Source organism: Rheinheimera hassiensis, from assembly GCF_022436675.1.
Taxonomy (GTDB): domain Bacteria; phylum Pseudomonadota; class Gammaproteobacteria; order Enterobacterales; family Alteromonadaceae; genus Alishewanella; species Alishewanella hassiensis.
The window spans coordinates 231,156-248,943 of sequence record NZ_JAKUJZ010000001.1; the positions used below are offsets into that span (position 1 = coordinate 231,156).

At 50.7% G+C, this 17,788-nt stretch carries 9 protein-coding genes; all 9 read left to right on the forward strand.

Annotated elements, in window-relative coordinates; translation table 11 throughout:
• Nucleotides 1–21: 21 nt before the first annotated feature.
• The 9 genes from MJX74_RS01035 (at nucleotide 22) to MJX74_RS01075 (ending at nucleotide 17,750) form a co-directional block, all read left to right on the forward strand.
• On the forward strand, nucleotides 22–1,905 hold the full coding sequence (locus tag MJX74_RS01035) for a DUF294 nucleotidyltransferase-like domain-containing protein (protein WP_240220068.1): 1,884 nt from the start codon (nucleotides 22–24) through the stop codon (nucleotides 1,903–1,905).
• A 2-nt stretch (nucleotides 1,906–1,907) separates the two neighbouring features.
• On the forward strand, nucleotides 1,908–2,660 hold the full coding sequence (locus tag MJX74_RS01040; protein WP_240220070.1) for a 3'-5' exonuclease: 753 nt from the start codon (nucleotides 1,908–1,910) through the stop codon (nucleotides 2,658–2,660).
• Nucleotides 2,661–2,705: 45 nt separating this feature from the next.
• Nucleotides 2,706–3,602 (forward strand): DMT family transporter, encoded by an 897-nt coding sequence (locus MJX74_RS01045; protein WP_240220071.1) that lies wholly within the window; start codon nucleotides 2,706–2,708, stop codon nucleotides 3,600–3,602.
• 121 nt (nucleotides 3,603–3,723) lie between these two features.
• Nucleotides 3,724–4,584 (forward strand): sulfotransferase family protein, encoded by an 861-nt coding sequence (locus MJX74_RS01050; protein ID WP_240220073.1) that lies wholly within the window; start codon nucleotides 3,724–3,726, stop codon nucleotides 4,582–4,584.
• Nucleotides 4,581–13,442 carry a DUF4347 domain-containing protein gene (locus MJX74_RS01055; protein WP_240220075.1) on the forward strand — a complete coding sequence of 2,954 codons (8,862 nt, stop codon included), beginning with the start codon at nucleotides 4,581–4,583 and terminating at the stop codon, nucleotides 13,440–13,442. Before MJX74_RS01050 ends, MJX74_RS01055 begins: the two co-directional genes overlap by 4 nt.
• Before the next feature lie 161 nt (nucleotides 13,443–13,603).
• The gene (locus MJX74_RS01060; RefSeq protein WP_240220077.1) at nucleotides 13,604–14,191 is read left to right on the forward strand and encodes an aspartyl/asparaginyl beta-hydroxylase domain-containing protein; all 588 of its coding nucleotides are present in this window, start codon (nucleotides 13,604–13,606) and stop codon (nucleotides 14,189–14,191) included.
• Nucleotides 14,169–16,148 carry a phytanoyl-CoA dioxygenase family protein gene (locus MJX74_RS01065; protein ID WP_240220079.1) on the forward strand — a complete coding sequence of 660 codons (1,980 nt, stop codon included), beginning with the start codon at nucleotides 14,169–14,171 and terminating at the stop codon, nucleotides 16,146–16,148. Before MJX74_RS01060 ends, MJX74_RS01065 begins: the two co-directional genes overlap by 23 nt.
• Nucleotides 16,145–17,272 (forward strand): hypothetical protein, encoded by a 1,128-nt coding sequence (locus MJX74_RS01070; RefSeq protein WP_240220081.1) that lies wholly within the window; start codon nucleotides 16,145–16,147, stop codon nucleotides 17,270–17,272. Before MJX74_RS01065 ends, MJX74_RS01070 begins: the two co-directional genes overlap by 4 nt.
• A complete protein-coding gene (locus MJX74_RS01075; protein WP_240220083.1) occupies nucleotides 17,244–17,750 on the forward strand; it encodes a GNAT family N-acetyltransferase in 507 nt (168 codons plus the stop codon). Before MJX74_RS01070 ends, MJX74_RS01075 begins: the two co-directional genes overlap by 29 nt.
• Nucleotides 17,751–17,788: the final 38 nt, after the last annotated feature.

Genomic DNA, 17,788 nt, shown 5'->3' on the forward strand with positions numbered 1-17,788 from the left:
GCCCGACGGAAAACCAACACCATGGAAATAGAACAAATTGAAATACTTGAATTTCTGAAGCGGCATTCGCCGTTTCAGGAATTGCCCGAACCGCAGTTATTGCAGCTGGCACAAAGTATTGATGTTGGCTATTTTCAGGCTGGCAGCGAAATACTGCGTTTTAACGAACCCCTGCAGGCATTGCATTTAATCCGCAGTGGCGCAGTGGAAACCTTCCGCCGTAGCGGCGACTTATATAACCGCTTAAGCGAAGGCGGTATTTTTGGCGAACAAGGCCTGCTGCGTGGCGGCAAGGTCCGCTTTCCGGCTACCGCGCTGGAAGACACGTTAATTTACTTTATTCCCGACAACGTATTTCAGCAGCTGTTTGACAGCAATGAGTTTTTTGCCGATTACGTTGAAGTAGGCGACACCGAGCGGCGCCAGTCAAGCAAAGCCGCCCGGCAGGCTAAAGCCGATTTGCTCAGTGTAAAAATAAGTACTCTGCTACAGCGCGAGCCGGTGTGTCTGGGCAGCAGTGCCAGTGTCTGGCAAGCGGCTAAAACCATGACAGAGCACAGCGTGTCCTGCCTGTTGATACTGCACGAAAACACCCCCGCTACACCTGATGTTGCAGCACCCCAGCCGGGCACTCTGGCCGGTATTATTACCGACCGTGATATCCGCTCCCGCCTGGTGGCGCCTGGTTTAAAATCAGAGATCGGTGTAAGCCAGATCATGTCAACAAAACTGGTTACCGTTGAACACCAGCAATATGTATTTGAAGCCATGATGTTGATGCTGCGGCATAATTTGCACCACCTGCCGGTGTTAAAACAGGCCAAACCGGTTGGTGTGCTGGCGTTGTCCGATATTATCCGTTACGAGTCGCAAAACAGCTTGTTTGTGGTCAGCAGTATTTTCCGCCAGCAGTCGGTAGAAGAGCTCAGCGCCCTTGGCAAAGATGTTAAAGCCTGCTTTGTACGCATGGTAAATGAAGACGCCAACTCGCAAATGATTGGCAGTGCTATGGCCGCTATCGGCCGCAGTTTTAAACAGCGCTTGCTGGAGCTGGCAGAGCAGCAACTGGGGCCGCCGCCGGTGCAATATTGTTTTCTGGCTTTAGGTTCTATGGCACGCGATGAGCAGCTTATCGTAACCGATCAGGACAATGCACTGATTCTGGATAACAGCTTTATAGCAGAACAACACGACGCCTATTTTCAGCAACTGGCCACCTTTGTTTGCGATGGCCTGGCCGCCTGTGGCTACAGCTATTGCAGCGGCAATATTATGGCTACCAACTCCCAATGGCGCCAGCCACTTAAGGTTTGGCAGCAGTACTTTACTGACTGGATAGAGCAACCCAGTGCCGAGCGCTTGCTGCACAGCAATATCTTTTTTGATTTAGACGGTGTGTGGGGCCAAACCCAGTGGGCCGATAAGCTTAACCAACTGATATTGGCCAAAGCCGCTGCCCGGCCGCATTTTTTAGCCTGCATGGTACGTAATGCGTTGCAGCGGACACCGCCACTGGGCTTTTTTAAAGACTTTGTGATGGAAAACGACGGCAGGCAAAACAACAGTCTGAATATTAAACGCCGAGGTACCGCACCGGTGGTAGATTTAATCCGCGTGCATGCACTGGCGGTTGGCTCTGATGCTACCAATTCATTCGAGCGGCTGCGTGATATTATTGCCGCTAACGTATTGCCCAAAGGCCGCGGCGAAGACTTACGGGACGCCTATGAAGTGATCGCCATGACCCGCATCCGCCAGCAAGCACTGGCATTACAGGCAGATGAAACACCCGACAATAATGTTATGCCCGAGCGGTTATCTGAATTTGAGCGCAAGCATTTAAAAGAAGCCTTTTCGGTGCTGAGTAATGCGCAAAAATTCCTTAAATTTCACTTTAAGGCATAGCCATGCTGTATCTGGGGCCATCTGCGTTAAAACACCGCGCCCGTACGCATCTTGAACACCCCATTGATAACTGGCAGCAGTTTTACCAGCAACAAGCGCACAGTGCCCGCCACCCCCTGCTGCGCCGTTTTTATCAGGCTGGCATGGTAAGCGCCGACACACCTTTACACGACGTACCTTTACTGGCGCTGGATTTTGAAACCACCGGCCTTAACCCGGCCAATAACGGCATTGTCAGCATTGGTTTATTGCCGATGACACAGCAACATCTATACAGCTCGCAAGCACGGCAATGGCTGTTGAAACCGCGCTTTGCCCTTAGTGATGAGTCGGTTACGCTACATCGTATCACTCACTCAGATATTGCCGAAGCACCGGATTTAACCGCCGTATTGCCAGAATTGCTGCAACATATGGCCGGTAAAGTGATCGTGCTGCATTACCGCGGTATTGAGCGGCCTTTTTTAAATGCGGCCCTCAAAGCCAGACTGGGAGAAGGTATTCACTTTCCGGTTATCGACACTATGGAGCTGGAAGCCAGGTTGCACCGCCACAAACCACTAAGCTGGTGGCAACAGCTACGCGGGCAAAAACCGGCGTCTATCCGCCTGGCAGACAGCCGTTTACGTTACAATCTGCCAACCTACCGGCCGCATCATGCGGTAACCGATGCGCTGGCCTGCGCCGAGCTATTACAGGCCCAGCTGGCCCACCGTTTTAGTGCAGACACACCCGTAAGCCAGCTCTGGTGTTAACTGTATAGCCACGTATAATCTGCGTTTTTATTCTGCGCAGGCTCTGTGACTTTGTCTTACGAATATATGGCGCTGGCAGCCGCAGCTTGCTGGGCTTTGGGCAGTTTGTTGTCGGCGCAGGCTTCTTCTCATTTAGGTGCCTTTGCTTTTACCCGCTGGCGTATGTTGTGCGCTGCCAGCCTGTTATGGCTGATAGCCGCCATTAGCGGTGGCTGGGCCACACTGGCGTTTAGCAGCTTTGGTTTATTACTGCTCTCCGGCGTGATCGGTATTTTTATTGGCGACACCGCCTTATTTGCCGCGATGAACCGCTTAGGCCCACGCCGCGCCGGTGTGTTGTTTGCTACGCATTCACTGTTTTCTGTGGTGCTGGCGTATTTCTTTCTTGGTGAAACCTTATGGGGCTGGACACTGATCGGCAGCAGCTTACTTATAAGCGGTGTGATGACAGCTATTTTCTTTGGCAAACGTAAAACCGAGCTGCATATCTGGGAGGCCAACCAAAGTCAGCTAAAAAGTGGTATCGCGCTAGGTTTACTGGCCGCATTGTGTCAGGCCGTTGCCACCTTAATGTTAAAGCCGCTGATGGAAACTGATATAGACGCCGTAGCCGCTTCAGCAGTGCGCATGACCACCGCTTTTGTGCTGCATCAAATTATTTTTATGCTGGGTTTTAAAGTAGCCCGCGCTTATTTACCGCTGAACAAAAAAGTATTCCTACTGGTGCTGGCCAATGCCGGTATTTCTATGGTTCTGGGTATGACATTAATACTGCAGGCATTAAAATACGGCGATGCCGGTTTAGTGGCCATACTGTCTTCGGTAAGCCCGGTGCTGGTGTTACCGCTATTGTGGCTGATCTATAAACGCAGCCCGGCCACCGGTGCCTGGCTGGGGGCAGTACTTACTGTACTGGGTACAATGTTGATCTTGCTAAAATAAGCAACCGTAAACCCCGCAAATTTTGAAAAATAAAAATGAATCTAAACTGAACATATAGCTTGCGGCAAATGATTTCATAGCCCAGACTTGCCTAAAATAACTACAATAATGTGCTTTTCTGATGCAGCAACAGTTTCACTTTATCTCCGGCTTACCACGCTCCGGTTCAACCTTACTGGCTGGTATTCTCAAACAAAATCCGCGTTTTCATGCTGCAATGAGCAGCCCGGTAGCAGGGCTGGTTAATGGTGTACTGGAGCAGATGGGCGCGGCCAGCGAATCCTATTCGTTTTTTGATGAAGCAAAACGTAAGACGATTTGCAGGGCCTTGATCGATGCGTACTACGCCGATAAAAACCAACCAGTGTTGTTCGACACAAATCGGCACTGGACAGCCAGATTGCACCAATTGGTCGAGTTGTTTGACGATTTTAAAGTGATTTGCTGCGTGCGTAATCCGGCCTGGATTATGGACAGTTTTGAAGCCATCTACCGTAAAAACCCTTTTGATTACAGCCGGATGTTTAGTGCTGCCTCACGCGGTACCGTATATAGCCGGTGCGATTCGCTTATCAACGGTGGTGGCACTGTGGGTAGCGCATGGACTGCTTTGAAAGAAGCCTACTACGGCGAATTTTCTGATCGCTTGTTATTAGTGGATTACGACCTGCTCACACAACATCCTGCGCGAACTATTGAGCTAATTTATCGTTTTATTGGTGAGCCGGTGTTTGAGCATGATTTTAATAATGTGAGCTATGAAGAGAGCGAATTTGATCAAAAGCTGGGAGTTAAAGGATTGCACACAGTGAAAAAGAAAGTGGAGTTCAAAACCCGTCGCAGTATTTTACCGCCTGATTTGTTCATTAAGTATCAGGAGATGGATTTTTGGCAGGATACCAAAGGTACTGCTGCCAATATCATTGCCAGTAAGAAAACACCGACACCTTCTGCGAACAGCAATGGAAATTTACCATCATGAATAAAACACTCCTTACCAGCTTTTCCTCTCTATTGTTGCCTCTGGGGCTATATGGTGTGCCGATGCAGACTGCCGGCACTTACCAACGCAGCTACCTGAGTACTGCAGGTGCAGGTTACAACCCGGCTTATTCTGACAATAAGCGCATCTTTTCAGCTAAAACTGCACAGCGTCGGATTCTGGCAAAGGATGAGCTGGATATTGTCAGTGCCGTTGCTGTAAGTGAACTGGTAGTGATCGATTCGGCGGTGCCTGATAAACAGCAGTTTTATCGCGCGGTAAAACCGGGCGTTGATATTGTTGAAATAGAATCGTCTGCTGCGGGGCTTACGCAGTTGAAATCTATTTTGGCGAATTATAAAGACCTTGCGGCGGTTCATATTGTGTCTCACGCCCAGGCCGGTAGTTTGCAGTTAGGCAATTCGACAATCTCCGCAGAAACACTTAAAACTGAAGTGGAAACTTTTGCTGCCCTCAATGGCGCAGTTCGCGAAGGCGGCGATCTACTTTTATACGGTTGTGATTTGGCATCCACCGAAGCGGGCGAGGAATTACTGGATATTGTGCAGCGCAATACCCACTTGGATGTGGCTGCGTCCAATGACTTAACCGGAAATATCCAGCAACAGGGCGATTGGGATTTGGAAATCCAGCGCGGCAATATTGAAACGGAATTGGCGTTTTCGGAAAAGGCGTTGAAGGATTTTTCGGGTGTGCTGGCGACCTATGACTTGCTTAATTTCACCTATAACGGGAACACTCCTGATGCGGATGTTCAACCTGGTAATCCAAGTCATTGCCCGGATAACAGTCCAAGCCAGAGCTATAATTACGGCTCGCTTTCGTCGGGTAACTACATTGCTTGCGGTTTCATGCACAACAATGGTTATAGCGGAACGACTGTTGCTTTAGCGAATTACTTTGGTGGCGATACCAACGCATTTTTAAAGACGGCTGGTGGCCTTGCAGTTGCTCAGGAAACTGTCAGCGGTACAAATCATATTGAAGTGCGCAGAAGCAGTGGCACTTTTCAGTTGACCAATGTTGTTGCAGGCGAGTTTCCGGGCAGCCACACTTTCAGTAGTGTGAAGGTAATAGGTTATGTCTCTGGTGGCGGGACTATTGAATCAACAGCTATTACAAGCGATACAGCCGCTGCAAATACTTTTACTTTTACGTCTGGAAGTCAGCTGTCAAATTTTGTCGGCGTGAACTTAACGAAGTTTCGTTTGGCTTTTGTCAATGCGGGTGGATCTAATCTTACCTACATGACACTGAATAGTTTTGAGGCTGAGCCAGCTGACAATACAGGTCCGACCATCAGCGCCATTTCTAATCAGAATATAGTGTCAGGCGGCAACACCGGCGCTCTTGCGTTCACGGTTGGTGACAACTATACGCCGTTGGCAAGCATCAATGTCACTCGCGCAAGTTCCAATACCACCGCAGTGCCTTTGGCCAATGTTGTGTTGGGGGGGAGCGGTGCAAACCGCACTGTAACGGTTACAGGGGCATCCGTTGGAACTTCTACAATTACCATTACTGCTACAGATCGGTCTGGCAATGTCACCAATCGAACATTCGATGTTGTTGTTTCTGCCCCCGACGCCACCCCACCCGAAGTAACTTCTGTTAACTCCAGCACTGCCAATGGCACCTACAAAGTAGGTGATGCAATTAGTATTCAGGTCAACTTTGATGAATCGGTGACAGTGACCGGCACGCCTCAATTGACACTGGAAACCGGCACGACTGATCGCGTAATTAATTACGCCAGTGGCAGTGGAACAAGCACACTAACATTTAACTACACGGTGCAAGCGGGCGATACCTCGGCAGATTTAGATTATGTTGCGACTAACCCGCTGGCATTAAACGGCGGAACCATTCGCGATGCTGCGGCTAACAACGCAACCCTGATGCTGGCAAGCCCGGGGGCAGCCAATTCATTAGGTGCAAATAAAGCGATTGTTGTCGATGGTGTCGCACCAACTGTGAATAGCGTTAGCGTTCCTGCGAACGCAACCTATATCGCAGGTCAAAATTTAGATTTCACTATTAATTTCGATGACAATGTGACGGTCAATACCGGAGGCGGTACACCACAATTATCCATTACTGTTGGCGCGACAACTCGTCAAGCAACCTATCAAAGTGGTTCGGGAACCGGTGCTTTATTATTTCGTTACACCGTTCAAGCGGGAGAGTCTGATTCCAATGGTATTGCTGTCGGCACTTTGAGCGTGAATGGCGGTACCTTGCGAGACTCCGCTTCTAATGATGCTAACCTGACTCTCAATAGTGTGGGGGCAACAACCTCGGTATTAGTTGATGCAACTGCGCCAGCAGTTACGTCCGTCACTGTTCCGGCTAATGCTACTTATACCGCAGGACAAAACTTGGACTTCACCATTAACTTCGGTGAAAACGTTACCGTCAATACCGGAGGCGGTACACCACAATTATCCATTACTGTTGGCGCGACAACTCGTCAAGCAACTTATCAAAGTGGTTCGGGCACCGGCGCATTATTGTTCCGTTACACCGTTCAAGCGGGAGAGTCTGATACAGATGGTATTGCTGTCGGCATTTTGAGCGCAAATGGCGGTACCTTGCGAGACTCAGCGTCTAATGATGCTAACCTGACCCTCAATAGTGTGGGGGCAACAACCTCGGTATTAGTTGATGCAGTCGCCCCCAGCGTCACCAGCATCGCCCCCAGCGGTTCGCCGGCAGCCAATGCGGCAAGCATGGACTTTGCGGTTACTTTTGATGAGTCGGTAAACAACATTTCGACTGATGACTTCGCACTGGTTACGACGGGAACGGCGGCAGGCACTATTGCCAGTGTTTCGGCAGTGTCAGGCTCCACCGTAAACGTCACCATTAATACCATTAGTGGTACGGGCACGCTCAAGTTAAATCTCAATGGTTCAACCAATATTGCAGATGCGGCTGGCAATGGTATAGCAGCTTACAGTAGTGGCACTTCCCACAGTGTGGATCGCGATGTGCCCGCTGCACCTTCCACCCCGGATTTAACTGCTGGCTCTGATACGGGAGTATCCGACACAGATAACGTCACCAGCGACAACACGCCAACCTTTACCGGAACGGCAGAAGCCAATGCCACAGTGACAGTGATTTCGTCGCTGAGTGGAACTTTGGGTACTACAACGGCGGATGGCTCCGGCGACTGGAGTTTTACCGCTGGCGCTATGGCCAATGGCATCCACAACATTACCGCCACGGCAACTGATGCGGCAGCTAATGTCAGCGCTGCCTCGGCGGCTTTGGCGGTCACTATCGATGGCCCGGTCACAGTCACCACGAATGCTGACTCAGGTGCTGATGCGACTATCGATGGCAGCCTGGAGGTTGATCTGGTCGATGGTGGCGGCCTGTCCCTACGTGAGGCGCTCAATTATGTAGCGGCTAGCGGTACTGTTGATTTCGCGATGGGATTGAACGGCACCACTATCACTTTGGGCGCGCCTTTAACAGTTCCAGCGGGCATTACGATAGATGCAGATGCGCTGGGCATTGCCTCTATTACCGGTAGTACTTTCACCCTGGCGGGCGGCCTCAGTTTGACCAATGGCAGCGGTGACCGGTTAACTTTGGGCAGTGAATTGAGCGGTGCGGGCGCTTTAACCAAAACCGGTGCTGGTCGCTTAATCCTGACGAATACAAACAACAATAGTCACAGTGGCGATGTCACTGTCACAGCGGGTGAATTGTGGATTAGCAGCGATAGTGCTTTCTCTACAGGAACCCTCACCCTGAATGGCGGTGTTCTGGGCAATAACATGGCCAGTTTTAATTTGGATAACCCCATAGTGCTGGGTGCCAGCGGTGGTGGCATTCAAGTATTGAGCGCGGCACAAACGCTGACATTGTCGGGCAATATCAGTGGCAGCGGTGCTTTGAGTAAAACCAGTGGCGGTAATTTAACGCTAAGCGGCACTAATAGTTTCTCCGGCGGTTTATCTATTTCCGGAACAAATGGCGTGACGGCAGCGAATTCGAATAATCTGGGTTCAGGTGCAGTCACGATCAATGCTTCCAGCCTGCTAACCCTTACCGGTAGTGCCCAGACGGTTACTAACGCCATTGTGCTGGCCGGTGACGCAACGATCACTAACGACAATGCCATGACAATATCCGGTGTTATCAGTAGCACGGGCGGTTTGACCAAAAGCGGCGCAGGCGTATTGACCCTCAGTGGCACCAATACAGCAACAGGGGCGATCAACGTTGCTGCAGGCAGTTTAGCACTATTTGGCGGTAGCGCCGTTGCCGATACAGTCCCGGTGACGGTAGGCGCAAGCGCAACCCTGAACTTGACGGCTGGTAACGAAACCATTGGTTCCCTTGCAGGCGCCGGCAATGTCGTGTTGAGTTATCGTTTAACCACCGGCGGTGACAACAGTAGCACAACGTTCTCGGGTGTTATTTCTTCTACAAATGTGTCCGGCATTGCCAAAAATGGTAGCGGCACTTTCAAACTCACAGGTACCAATAGTTACACGGGTTCAACTCAAGTGTCTGCAGGCAGTTTGATAGTGAATGGTTCCAATTCTACCAGCTCTGATGTGACGGTCGCATCGGGCGCAACCTTAGGTGGGTTGGGTACCGCGCCGGGTGTCGTTATCAACAGCGGCGGCAACCTGGCGCCGGGTGATTCGGGTATCGGCATTCTCTCTATTGCTAACGGATTAACGATAAATTCCGGTGGTAATCTGCTATTGGATATTGCCGGTACTGCGGCAGGCACGCAATACGATCAAGTAGATGTGACAGGTACAATATCGCTGTCAGGAGCCAACCTCGCAGCTACCCACAGCTATGCAGCTGCCAATGGTGACAGCTATCTAGTGATTACCAATGATGGTGCTGACGCGATTAACGGCACCTTCTCCGGTCTCGCTGAAGGGGGTGTCATCGTGGCAGGCGGAAACGCCAGCAATTTAATTGCGAGTTACGTGGCCGGAGATGGCAATGACAAAGCCCTGACATTTACCATGTTACCCGGTGCACCTACCGGCGTTGCCGCTGCGGCGGGCAATGGCTCCGCAACCGTGACCTTTAGTGCGCCGGATTCTACAGGTGGCTCGGCCATTACCGGCTATACCGTTACAGCCAACCCCAGCGGTATTACTGCAACAGGTGCCGGTTCTCCCATTACTGTTGTCGGGTTAACCAATAGTACGGCCTATACCTTTACTGTTACGGCAACCAATGCTACCGGTACCGGTGCAGCGTCTGCGGCATCAAACAGCGTCACACCACTACAGCCTAATCAGGCGCCAACCATAGCAGGTACGCCAGTGTTGAACGTGCCTCAGGGCAACGCTTACAGCTTTATCCCTACCGCCAGCGATGCGGATGGTGGCACTTTGACGTTTAATATTGCAAACAAGCCGGTCTGGGCTAGTTTCAGCACCTCTACCGGTGCCTTAACCGGCACGCCAACGGCAGAGCATGTCGGTGCTACTGCAGGTATCGTGATCAGTGTATCTGACGGTAGTTTAACGGCCGCACTGCCTGCTTTTAGCCTTACCGTCACGGCTGTCAACGCCGCCCCAACTATTAGCGGTACACCGGCAAGCTCAGTTAATCAGGGTGAGGCCTATAGCTTTACCCCGACGGCAAGCGACGCGAATGACGATACGCTAACCTTTAGCATTAGCAATAAACCAGTCTGGGCCAGTTTTGACACTGCAACAGGCGCGTTAACCGGCACGCCGACAAAAGAGCATGTTGGCACTACCAGCGGTATTGTAATTAGTGTATCTGATGGCGAATTTACCGCTAGTCTGGCGGCGTTTAGTCTGGAGGTTATTAACGTTAATGCCGCCCCGGTAGCAGTGGATGATAATTTCACCCTGCCATTTAGTAACAACCATACCTATGTGCTGGATGTACTTAGCAATGATACCGACCCGGACGAAGACAGCCTGACCATTACTGCGGCTAAAGCCAGTATTGGCCTGGTGGGTATTCAAAGCAATAAGTTGTTATTTACCGCCCCGGATAATTTCAGTGGTACAGCCTCATTTAGCTATAGCATTACCGATGGTGAGCTAAGTGATAAGGCTCAGGTTACACTGCAAATTGAAGGCAGTAACCCGGATGCACCGGTAATTACCGCACCGGATGATTTAATCGTCAATGCTACCGGCCTGTTTACCAAGGTAGATGTGGGTGTGGCTACCGCAGTTGATCGCAATGGCAACCGCCTGGCCGTATCGTTGGTTAATGGCTTACCAATGTTCGCAGCCGGCCTCCACGAACTATACTGGCGGGCAACTGATGCCAGCGGCATAAGCAGCATTGCTACCCAATTACTGCAAGTAAACCCGCTGGTGTCGCTAAGTAAACCGCAAACCGTTATCAACAATAGCGCCATTACCGTAGACGTAATACTAAATGGCGCTGCTCCGGTTTATCCGCTTGAGATTGCTTACAGTGTTAGTGGTTCTGCCAGCGCAGTAACTGAACACAACCTGGCGGCAGGCTCAGTACAGATAAACTCTGGCCTGCAAGCCAGCATCAGCTTTGATGTGTTTGCTGATTTAACGACTCAGGCAGAGAAAGATATTGTTGTTACTTTGAGCAGCAGCTTGAACCTGGGTGCCAACGCCAGCACAACCATTACGGTTACTGAGGCTAATTTAGCTCCGGTAGTTCTGCTGGATGCACAGCAGCAAGGTGAAAACCGCCTGACAGTCGGCAAAACCGCTGGCGTGGTTACTATTTCGGCTCAGGTTACTGATCCTAACTCTGGTGATACTGTCAGCCAGCAATGGCAAGCTGATGCAGCGCTGACAAATATCTCTGCGGATGCGTCGCAGTTTGTATTTGAACCTGCCAGCCTGAGCAGCGGCGTATACCGCATTGCCCTGAGTGCAACAGATAACGCGGCAGAGCCGCTAAGCAGTACTGCGGAAATTTACCTGCTGGTACAGGATGTACTGCCTGTTCTGGATAACAGCGACAGCAACAACAATCTGGTACCTGATAATGTTGAAGGCTTCGGCGACAGCAACAGCAATGGTATTCCTGACTATCTGGATCCGGGTTTTGATTGCAATGTAATACCTGAACAGCTAATCAACATTAGCCAGTTTGTTGTTGAGGGTGAGCCAGGTATTTGTTTGCGTAAAGGCGCAACCGCAGCACTGAGCAATAGCGGTGGCCTGCAGTTAACCAACGATGACCTGCAATGGCTGGAGCCTGATATGCAAGCCACCAATATCGGCGGTACCTTCGACTTTATCCTGCGTAACCTACCCACAACCGGGGCAAGTTATGCGCTGGTGCTGCCACAGCGCCAACCTGTGCCACAAAATGCCGTTTACCGCAAATATACCCAGGCCAATGGCTGGACTAACTTTGTGCAAAATGCGCGTAATCAGTTGTTCAGCGCCGCTGGCGAACCTGGTTTCTGTCCTCCTCCGGGCGACAGCAGCTGGCAGGCTGGTTTAAATGCAGGCCACTGGTGTGTGCAGTTACAGATAGAAGATGGCGGTGCTAACGATGCTGACGGCCTGGCCAATGGCACTATTGTTGACCCGGGCGGTGTGGCCGTTGTATTAAATGGCAACCAGTTGCCTGTGGCTGCAGACGATGCTTACTCAGTACAGTGGAACCAAAACCATAGCCTGGAAGTGCTGCAAAACGACACCGATCCTGACGGCGATACGCTAAGCATTAATCAGACATCAGCAGCATTTGGTACTGTCAGTATCAGTGATGACGGCCTGACACTGCTGTATACTCCGGCGCAGGATTTTGTCGGCACCGATACGCTTAGCTACGGCATTATCGATGGCAATAATGGTAGTGCCAGTGCCACCGTTACAGTGGAGGTGTATTACAACAGACCGCCAGTGGTAACTAATGCTACGGCCAGCACCAACGATAAAACCGCGATTGACATTGATGTGCTGGCCAACGCCACCGATGCAGACGGTGATGCGCTTACTATCAGCAGCACCAGTGCTCAACACGGCACGGTAGCCATCACTGCAGCACAAACCCTGCGCTACACCCCGCAAGCTGGCTTTGCCGGTACTGATACTGTGAGCTTTACCGTAACGGACAATCGCGGCGGCAGCGTCAATGGCACCGTGACAATTTCTATAACGGCTTATGAGGTAATTACCGTGGTAAATAAATCGTCTGGTGGCGCGGTACATGGCTGGCCACTGTTATTACTGGCCTGTATGGCGGTAATCCGTCAGCGCAGAGCCCTGCTTAAAGCGGGGCTGATAGTGGCCGCGCTGTGTAGCTTTACCACCCAGGCTAACTGGTCTGTCGATGCGTTTTTCGGCAACAGCACCACTAAGCAATCTACCTCTGAGGTGCTTGCCCAACTGCCTGACAACGCAGAGCTGCTGCAATATGATGACAGCGGTAAAAGCTGGGCACTGGGCCTGAGTTATTACTTTACCCCAAGGCTGGCGGTACAGGCGCACTATGTTGACTTAGGCGATGCCAGTGTCAGTATGCGCGGTGAAACGCTAACACCTGAGGCGTTTCATCAGGCATTGTCTGACATTGGCCCGATGCTGGCCAAAGGTGTACGCAGCGGCTTGTCTTACCATGTGTGGCAATATGCCGGCTGGTCAGCTACGGTGCAGGCTGGCGTATTTGCCTGGAACAGCGAAACCAACAGCACTGCAGGTGACAACCTGATCCGCTATAAAACCAGCGATACCGACATCTACTGGGCGCTTGGCGCCAGTTATGCACTGGACGAGCACATCGCCTTGCAGGCGTTGTTTAACCGCTATCATCTGGAAGGTAATAAAGCCGACAATATTATGCTCGGTGTCAGTTACAGCTTCTAATGTCATGCATTGTTTGCTTAATGAAGGCGCCTACGGGCGCCTTTACTTTAGCTGCTGTGCTTACTGAGCTGGATACATTGCTGATATGGCGCTAAGGCAGTTGTAATTCGTTTTGTCTCTGCTAGGCTGAGCTTTAACAGAATAAAAACAAAGCGTTAATTATGACAACACTGAGTTTTGCCTTGCTGCAGCGTGTCACGGGTTATCAGCAAATGCAGCATGAATTAAGCACTCTGCTACAAGGGGAATGGTATGCCCACGTAAACCAGCGTGACTATGCCGGTAAGTGGGACGTGATGCCACTGCGCTGTGCAGCTGAATATCTGCCCCAGCACCCGGTGTTGCAAAGCTTTGCTGTACATTCCGGTTCCGACTGGCGCAATTTACCGCAACTAGCACAAAGCCCGGCGCTGGCTGAATTTATTAATTCTTTCCCTCACCCGCTTAAATCTGTAAGGCTAATGCGCTTGCACCCTGGCGCTGAAATTAAGCCACACCGTGACGCCGGTTTAAGCCTTGAAGCTGGTGAGGCACGGCTGCATTTGTGCCTGCAAACTAACCCCGGCCTGGAATTTCGGGTTAACCAACAATTGGTACCGATGCAGGAAGGTGAATTATGGTATATCAACGCCGATCAAACCCACAGCGTGTACAACAAAGGCAATAGCAGCCGGATAAACCTGGTGCTGGATTGCCAGGCCACCACAACATTGAAGGAGCAATTGTATGCTGCTGGTGAGCCCGCATAACACTTTACACACAGCAGAACTGGTTCGCTTTGCCAAGGCCATGTTACGGGCGGATAACGCCGGTATTGCTAAGCAATTGTTAGACCCTGTACTTCACGGCCTGTGTCAACTGACAGAACTTGAACTGCATCCGGCTATATTCCGTGATACCGAAGCCACCGACACGGCTAATGGCAAAGCGGTGTCACCCATTACGGCTGCACAGTGCGCAGAAGACCCTGAACGCAGCCGGGTGTTTATGCAAGGGCTGTATCAGGCAATCACAGATAAAGTCAGCCGCTACAATACAGCTGAAAACGGCCGCCCGGTACAGTTACTATACGCCGGCACAGGCCCTTTTGGCTGGCTGCTACTGCCACTGCTGCCGCTTTTTAGCCCGGCGCAGCTGCAGGTAACCTTACTGGATATTCATCCGCAATCAATGCACAGGTTAACTATGCTGCTGCAGCATTTTAACGTTGCAGACCGTGTTGCCATGCAGGTCGTTGCAGATGCCACCCAGTGGCAGCCTTTGCCGGAGCAACGCTTTGATTTAATCCTTTCAGAAACCATGAAGCACATGTTACAGCAGGAGCCACAGGTTGCTATTTTCAGCCATTTACAACAGTTTCTTGCCCCGGACGGCGACCTTATCCCGCAGCAAATTATCCTCAGTGCCGCCTTGCGCTGGGCGCAACAACAACAAAGACTGGGCGAAATTTTCAGATTAAGCCACCATAGCGCTGCCCGGCTTGCCGCCGGTGATACGCAGTTACTGCAAGCTCAGTTTACCTTGCCGGATTTTGAAGCCGGGCCGGTTGATCTGGCGCTGGACACCGAAATTGTGATTTACAACAAACACCGCCTGCAACAAAACCAGTGCCAGCTAACCCTGACACAATATAAAAAGGCGCTGTATCCAGAACCCGGTTCTGTGCTGTATTGCAACTATGTGCAAGGCACCTACCCCGACTGGCATATTAATATTACCCGGCTACAGCAAACATTAGCAGCCAGCGATGATTTACGTGCCGGAGGCATTTTTCATTTATACCGTTTATGGCAAAAAACCCAACAAAGCGGCTCACACCAGCGGCAGGAAAATACTCATGAACAAGAATGGTGCCTGGATAAAGCAGTGCTGGATCTTTGCGGTATTGGCCTGGAGCCAGGCATGCAGCAACTGCATCAACACCAACGTCTGAGTGAATTACTTAACTGGATAAACACCTGGCAGCTTAGCGAAGATGCTAAGCAACAGATAAACCAACGGCTGCAACAGCTGTTGCGTCAGCAACATGACACGGAATTACCACAGGTGTTATCGGCAGAACAACTGGCATTCTGGCAACAGCAGGGGTATTTAGTGATCCCCGGCGTGTTGTCTGCCGAGCAATGCGCACAAAGCCGTGACGTGATCTGGCAATATCTGGAAGCTGACCCGGAAAAGCCTGACAGCTGGTACAACTTTAGTGAAAAAGCACAAAAAATTATGCTGCAGATATATCGCCATCCAGTGCTGGATAACAATCGCCAAACCCCGCTACTGCGCCAGATTTTTGAACAGTTATGGCAACGTACCGATTTAGCCATGAGTACTGATCGTGTTAGTTTTAACCCTCCGCAAACACCACTATGGCAATTTCCTGGCCCGGATATGCACTGGGATCTCATGCTGAAAAGTCCGGTACCCTTTGGTACCCAGGGGTTAATTTATCTGACGGATACCACAGAACAACAAGGAGCATTTTGCTGTGTGCCGGGGTTTCATTTGCAAATAGATCACTGGATCAACTCGCAAAACAAAACAGAGTTCGAAATGCAACAACAAGACTGGTCGGCATGGCCGGTAAAAGCCATTGCAGCTAAGGCCGGAGATTTAATAATCTGGCATCAGGCATTACCGCACGGTGCCAGTGTAAACCGGGCGGCTAAACCAAGAATGGTGCAGTACGTTAATAGCTACCCGCTGCAATGAACGACCTGACACAACGCTATATAAAGTTGTTACACAACCGCCAGCAGTTACAACAATTGGCGGCACAACACAGCATGGCCCACTTTTGCGATCTGCTGGCGCGCTATCTTAACTGGCCGGATCTGACAGAACCACAAATGCTTACCTTCCTGCGTCAGCAAAATGCCAAGGTAGTAGTACCTCAAAGCATAGAATTTAATCGCTGCTGGTTTGCTTATGCTTATCAGTCAAACCAACAAAGCGTACGCTGGCTGCTGGCCAACGAAAAACCACAACAGCCTTTTCTGGCCGATTATATCGCCGCAAACCGTCAGAGCCTGCTGGCGACATTGATCCAGCCCTACAGCCTGCTAGCGGATTTACTGGCTGTTGCAGCCCCAACCAAAGTGGTACCGGCCCTGCTGATATTTCACTGGTCCAGAACCGGCTCAACCTTGCTGGCATCCAGTATGATGCCTGCTGCCCGTTGCCTGGTATTGTCAGAGTCTATGTTAATCAGCGATGTGTTAACCGATCCGGTCTGGCAAGACAGAACCAAAGAGCTACTACAATTGCTGGTGCACCTGCAAAGCAGCCCCTGGCCAGAATGCTCCAGCATCATTATTAAAACCAATGCCTGGGATTTACAACAATGGCGCCTCTGGCAAACTGCATTTCCCGATGCAAAAAGCCTGTGCCTGATAAGACAACCGGCCGCTGTATTACGCTCACATAAACGTGAGGCAGGCCGCCATATGGTGAAACAACGCGTTACAGTCTGGCTTGATGACAATTGCCAGGCCGAAGATCTTATTACCTATCAACAGCAAAAATTAACCCAGTTAATGCAACTAACTGCGCAACTTGTTAAAACCGGCAACAGCACTTTGATTGATTATCAGCAGTTGATCCAGCTAAGCAATAGGCAATGGCGACAGCTTACCGGTTTACCACTAAACGACAGTGACATTATGACCTGGCAACAACACCTGAAATTGGATGCTAAAAACAACGGCCAGCTTTACCGGCCTGCTGAACCGGCTACATCTGACTGCAGCCCTGAACTAGCGCAGCAATATCATTTACTACGTTTACAATGCCAAGACTGGAACGCAGATGAACTTAACCCCCTACCTGCCGTTTAATCTGACACTGCGCCTTGCAACAACCGACGACCGGTCGTTTTTGTTGCGGCTGTTTGCCAGTAGCAGGCCGGTTTTCAGCCAGATGGGCTTACCAGAGGCTTTAGCAACACATTTGGCAGAGCAGCAATTTCAGCTGCAGCAGGCGTCTTACCGGCAACAAGCACCCAACGCAGAAGTATTTATCGTGTTACTGCACAATACACCCGCCGGGCAATTAACTGTCAATCACAGTAACCAGGATATGCGCCTGATGGATTTGTCTATAGTGCAACAGCATCAGGGCCAGGGTTATGGTACTGCACTGATCAAGGCGTTACAGACATTGGCACACACACAGCAACTGCCGCTAAAACTGTCGGTTGATCACGCTAATAAGCGAGCCCTGGCGTTATACCTTAAACTGGGTTTTAGCATTACGCAGCAACAAGACTTTCATTACAGCATGTGTTGGCAGTGTAGCCATCCACAAAGCAGGTAAAACTGTTAAAAAAAATCTGCTAACAAACGCAAATTGTT

Excerpts from the sequence above, each read along its gene's own strand:
- MJX74_RS01055 (WP_240220075.1), top strand. The coding sequence starts at position 4,581 with ATGAATAAAACACTCCTTACCAGCTTTTCCTCTCTATTGTTGCCTCTG.
- MJX74_RS01065 (WP_240220079.1), top strand. The coding sequence starts at position 14,169 with ATGCTGCTGGTGAGCCCGCATAACACTTTACACACAGCAGAACTGGTT.
- MJX74_RS01075 (WP_240220083.1), top strand. The coding sequence starts at position 17,244 with ATGAACTTAACCCCCTACCTGCCGTTTAATCTGACACTGCGCCTTGCA.
- MJX74_RS01035 (WP_240220068.1), top strand. The coding sequence starts at position 22 with ATGGAAATAGAACAAATTGAAATACTTGAATTTCTGAAGCGGCATTCG.
- MJX74_RS01070 (WP_240220081.1), top strand. The coding sequence starts at position 16,145 with ATGAACGACCTGACACAACGCTATATAAAGTTGTTACACAACCGCCAG.
- MJX74_RS01060 (WP_240220077.1), top strand. The coding sequence starts at position 13,604 with ATGACAACACTGAGTTTTGCCTTGCTGCAGCGTGTCACGGGTTATCAG.
- MJX74_RS01050 (WP_240220073.1), top strand. The coding sequence starts at position 3,724 with ATGCAGCAACAGTTTCACTTTATCTCCGGCTTACCACGCTCCGGTTCA.
- MJX74_RS01040 (WP_240220070.1), top strand. The coding sequence starts at position 1,908 with ATGCTGTATCTGGGGCCATCTGCGTTAAAACACCGCGCCCGTACGCAT.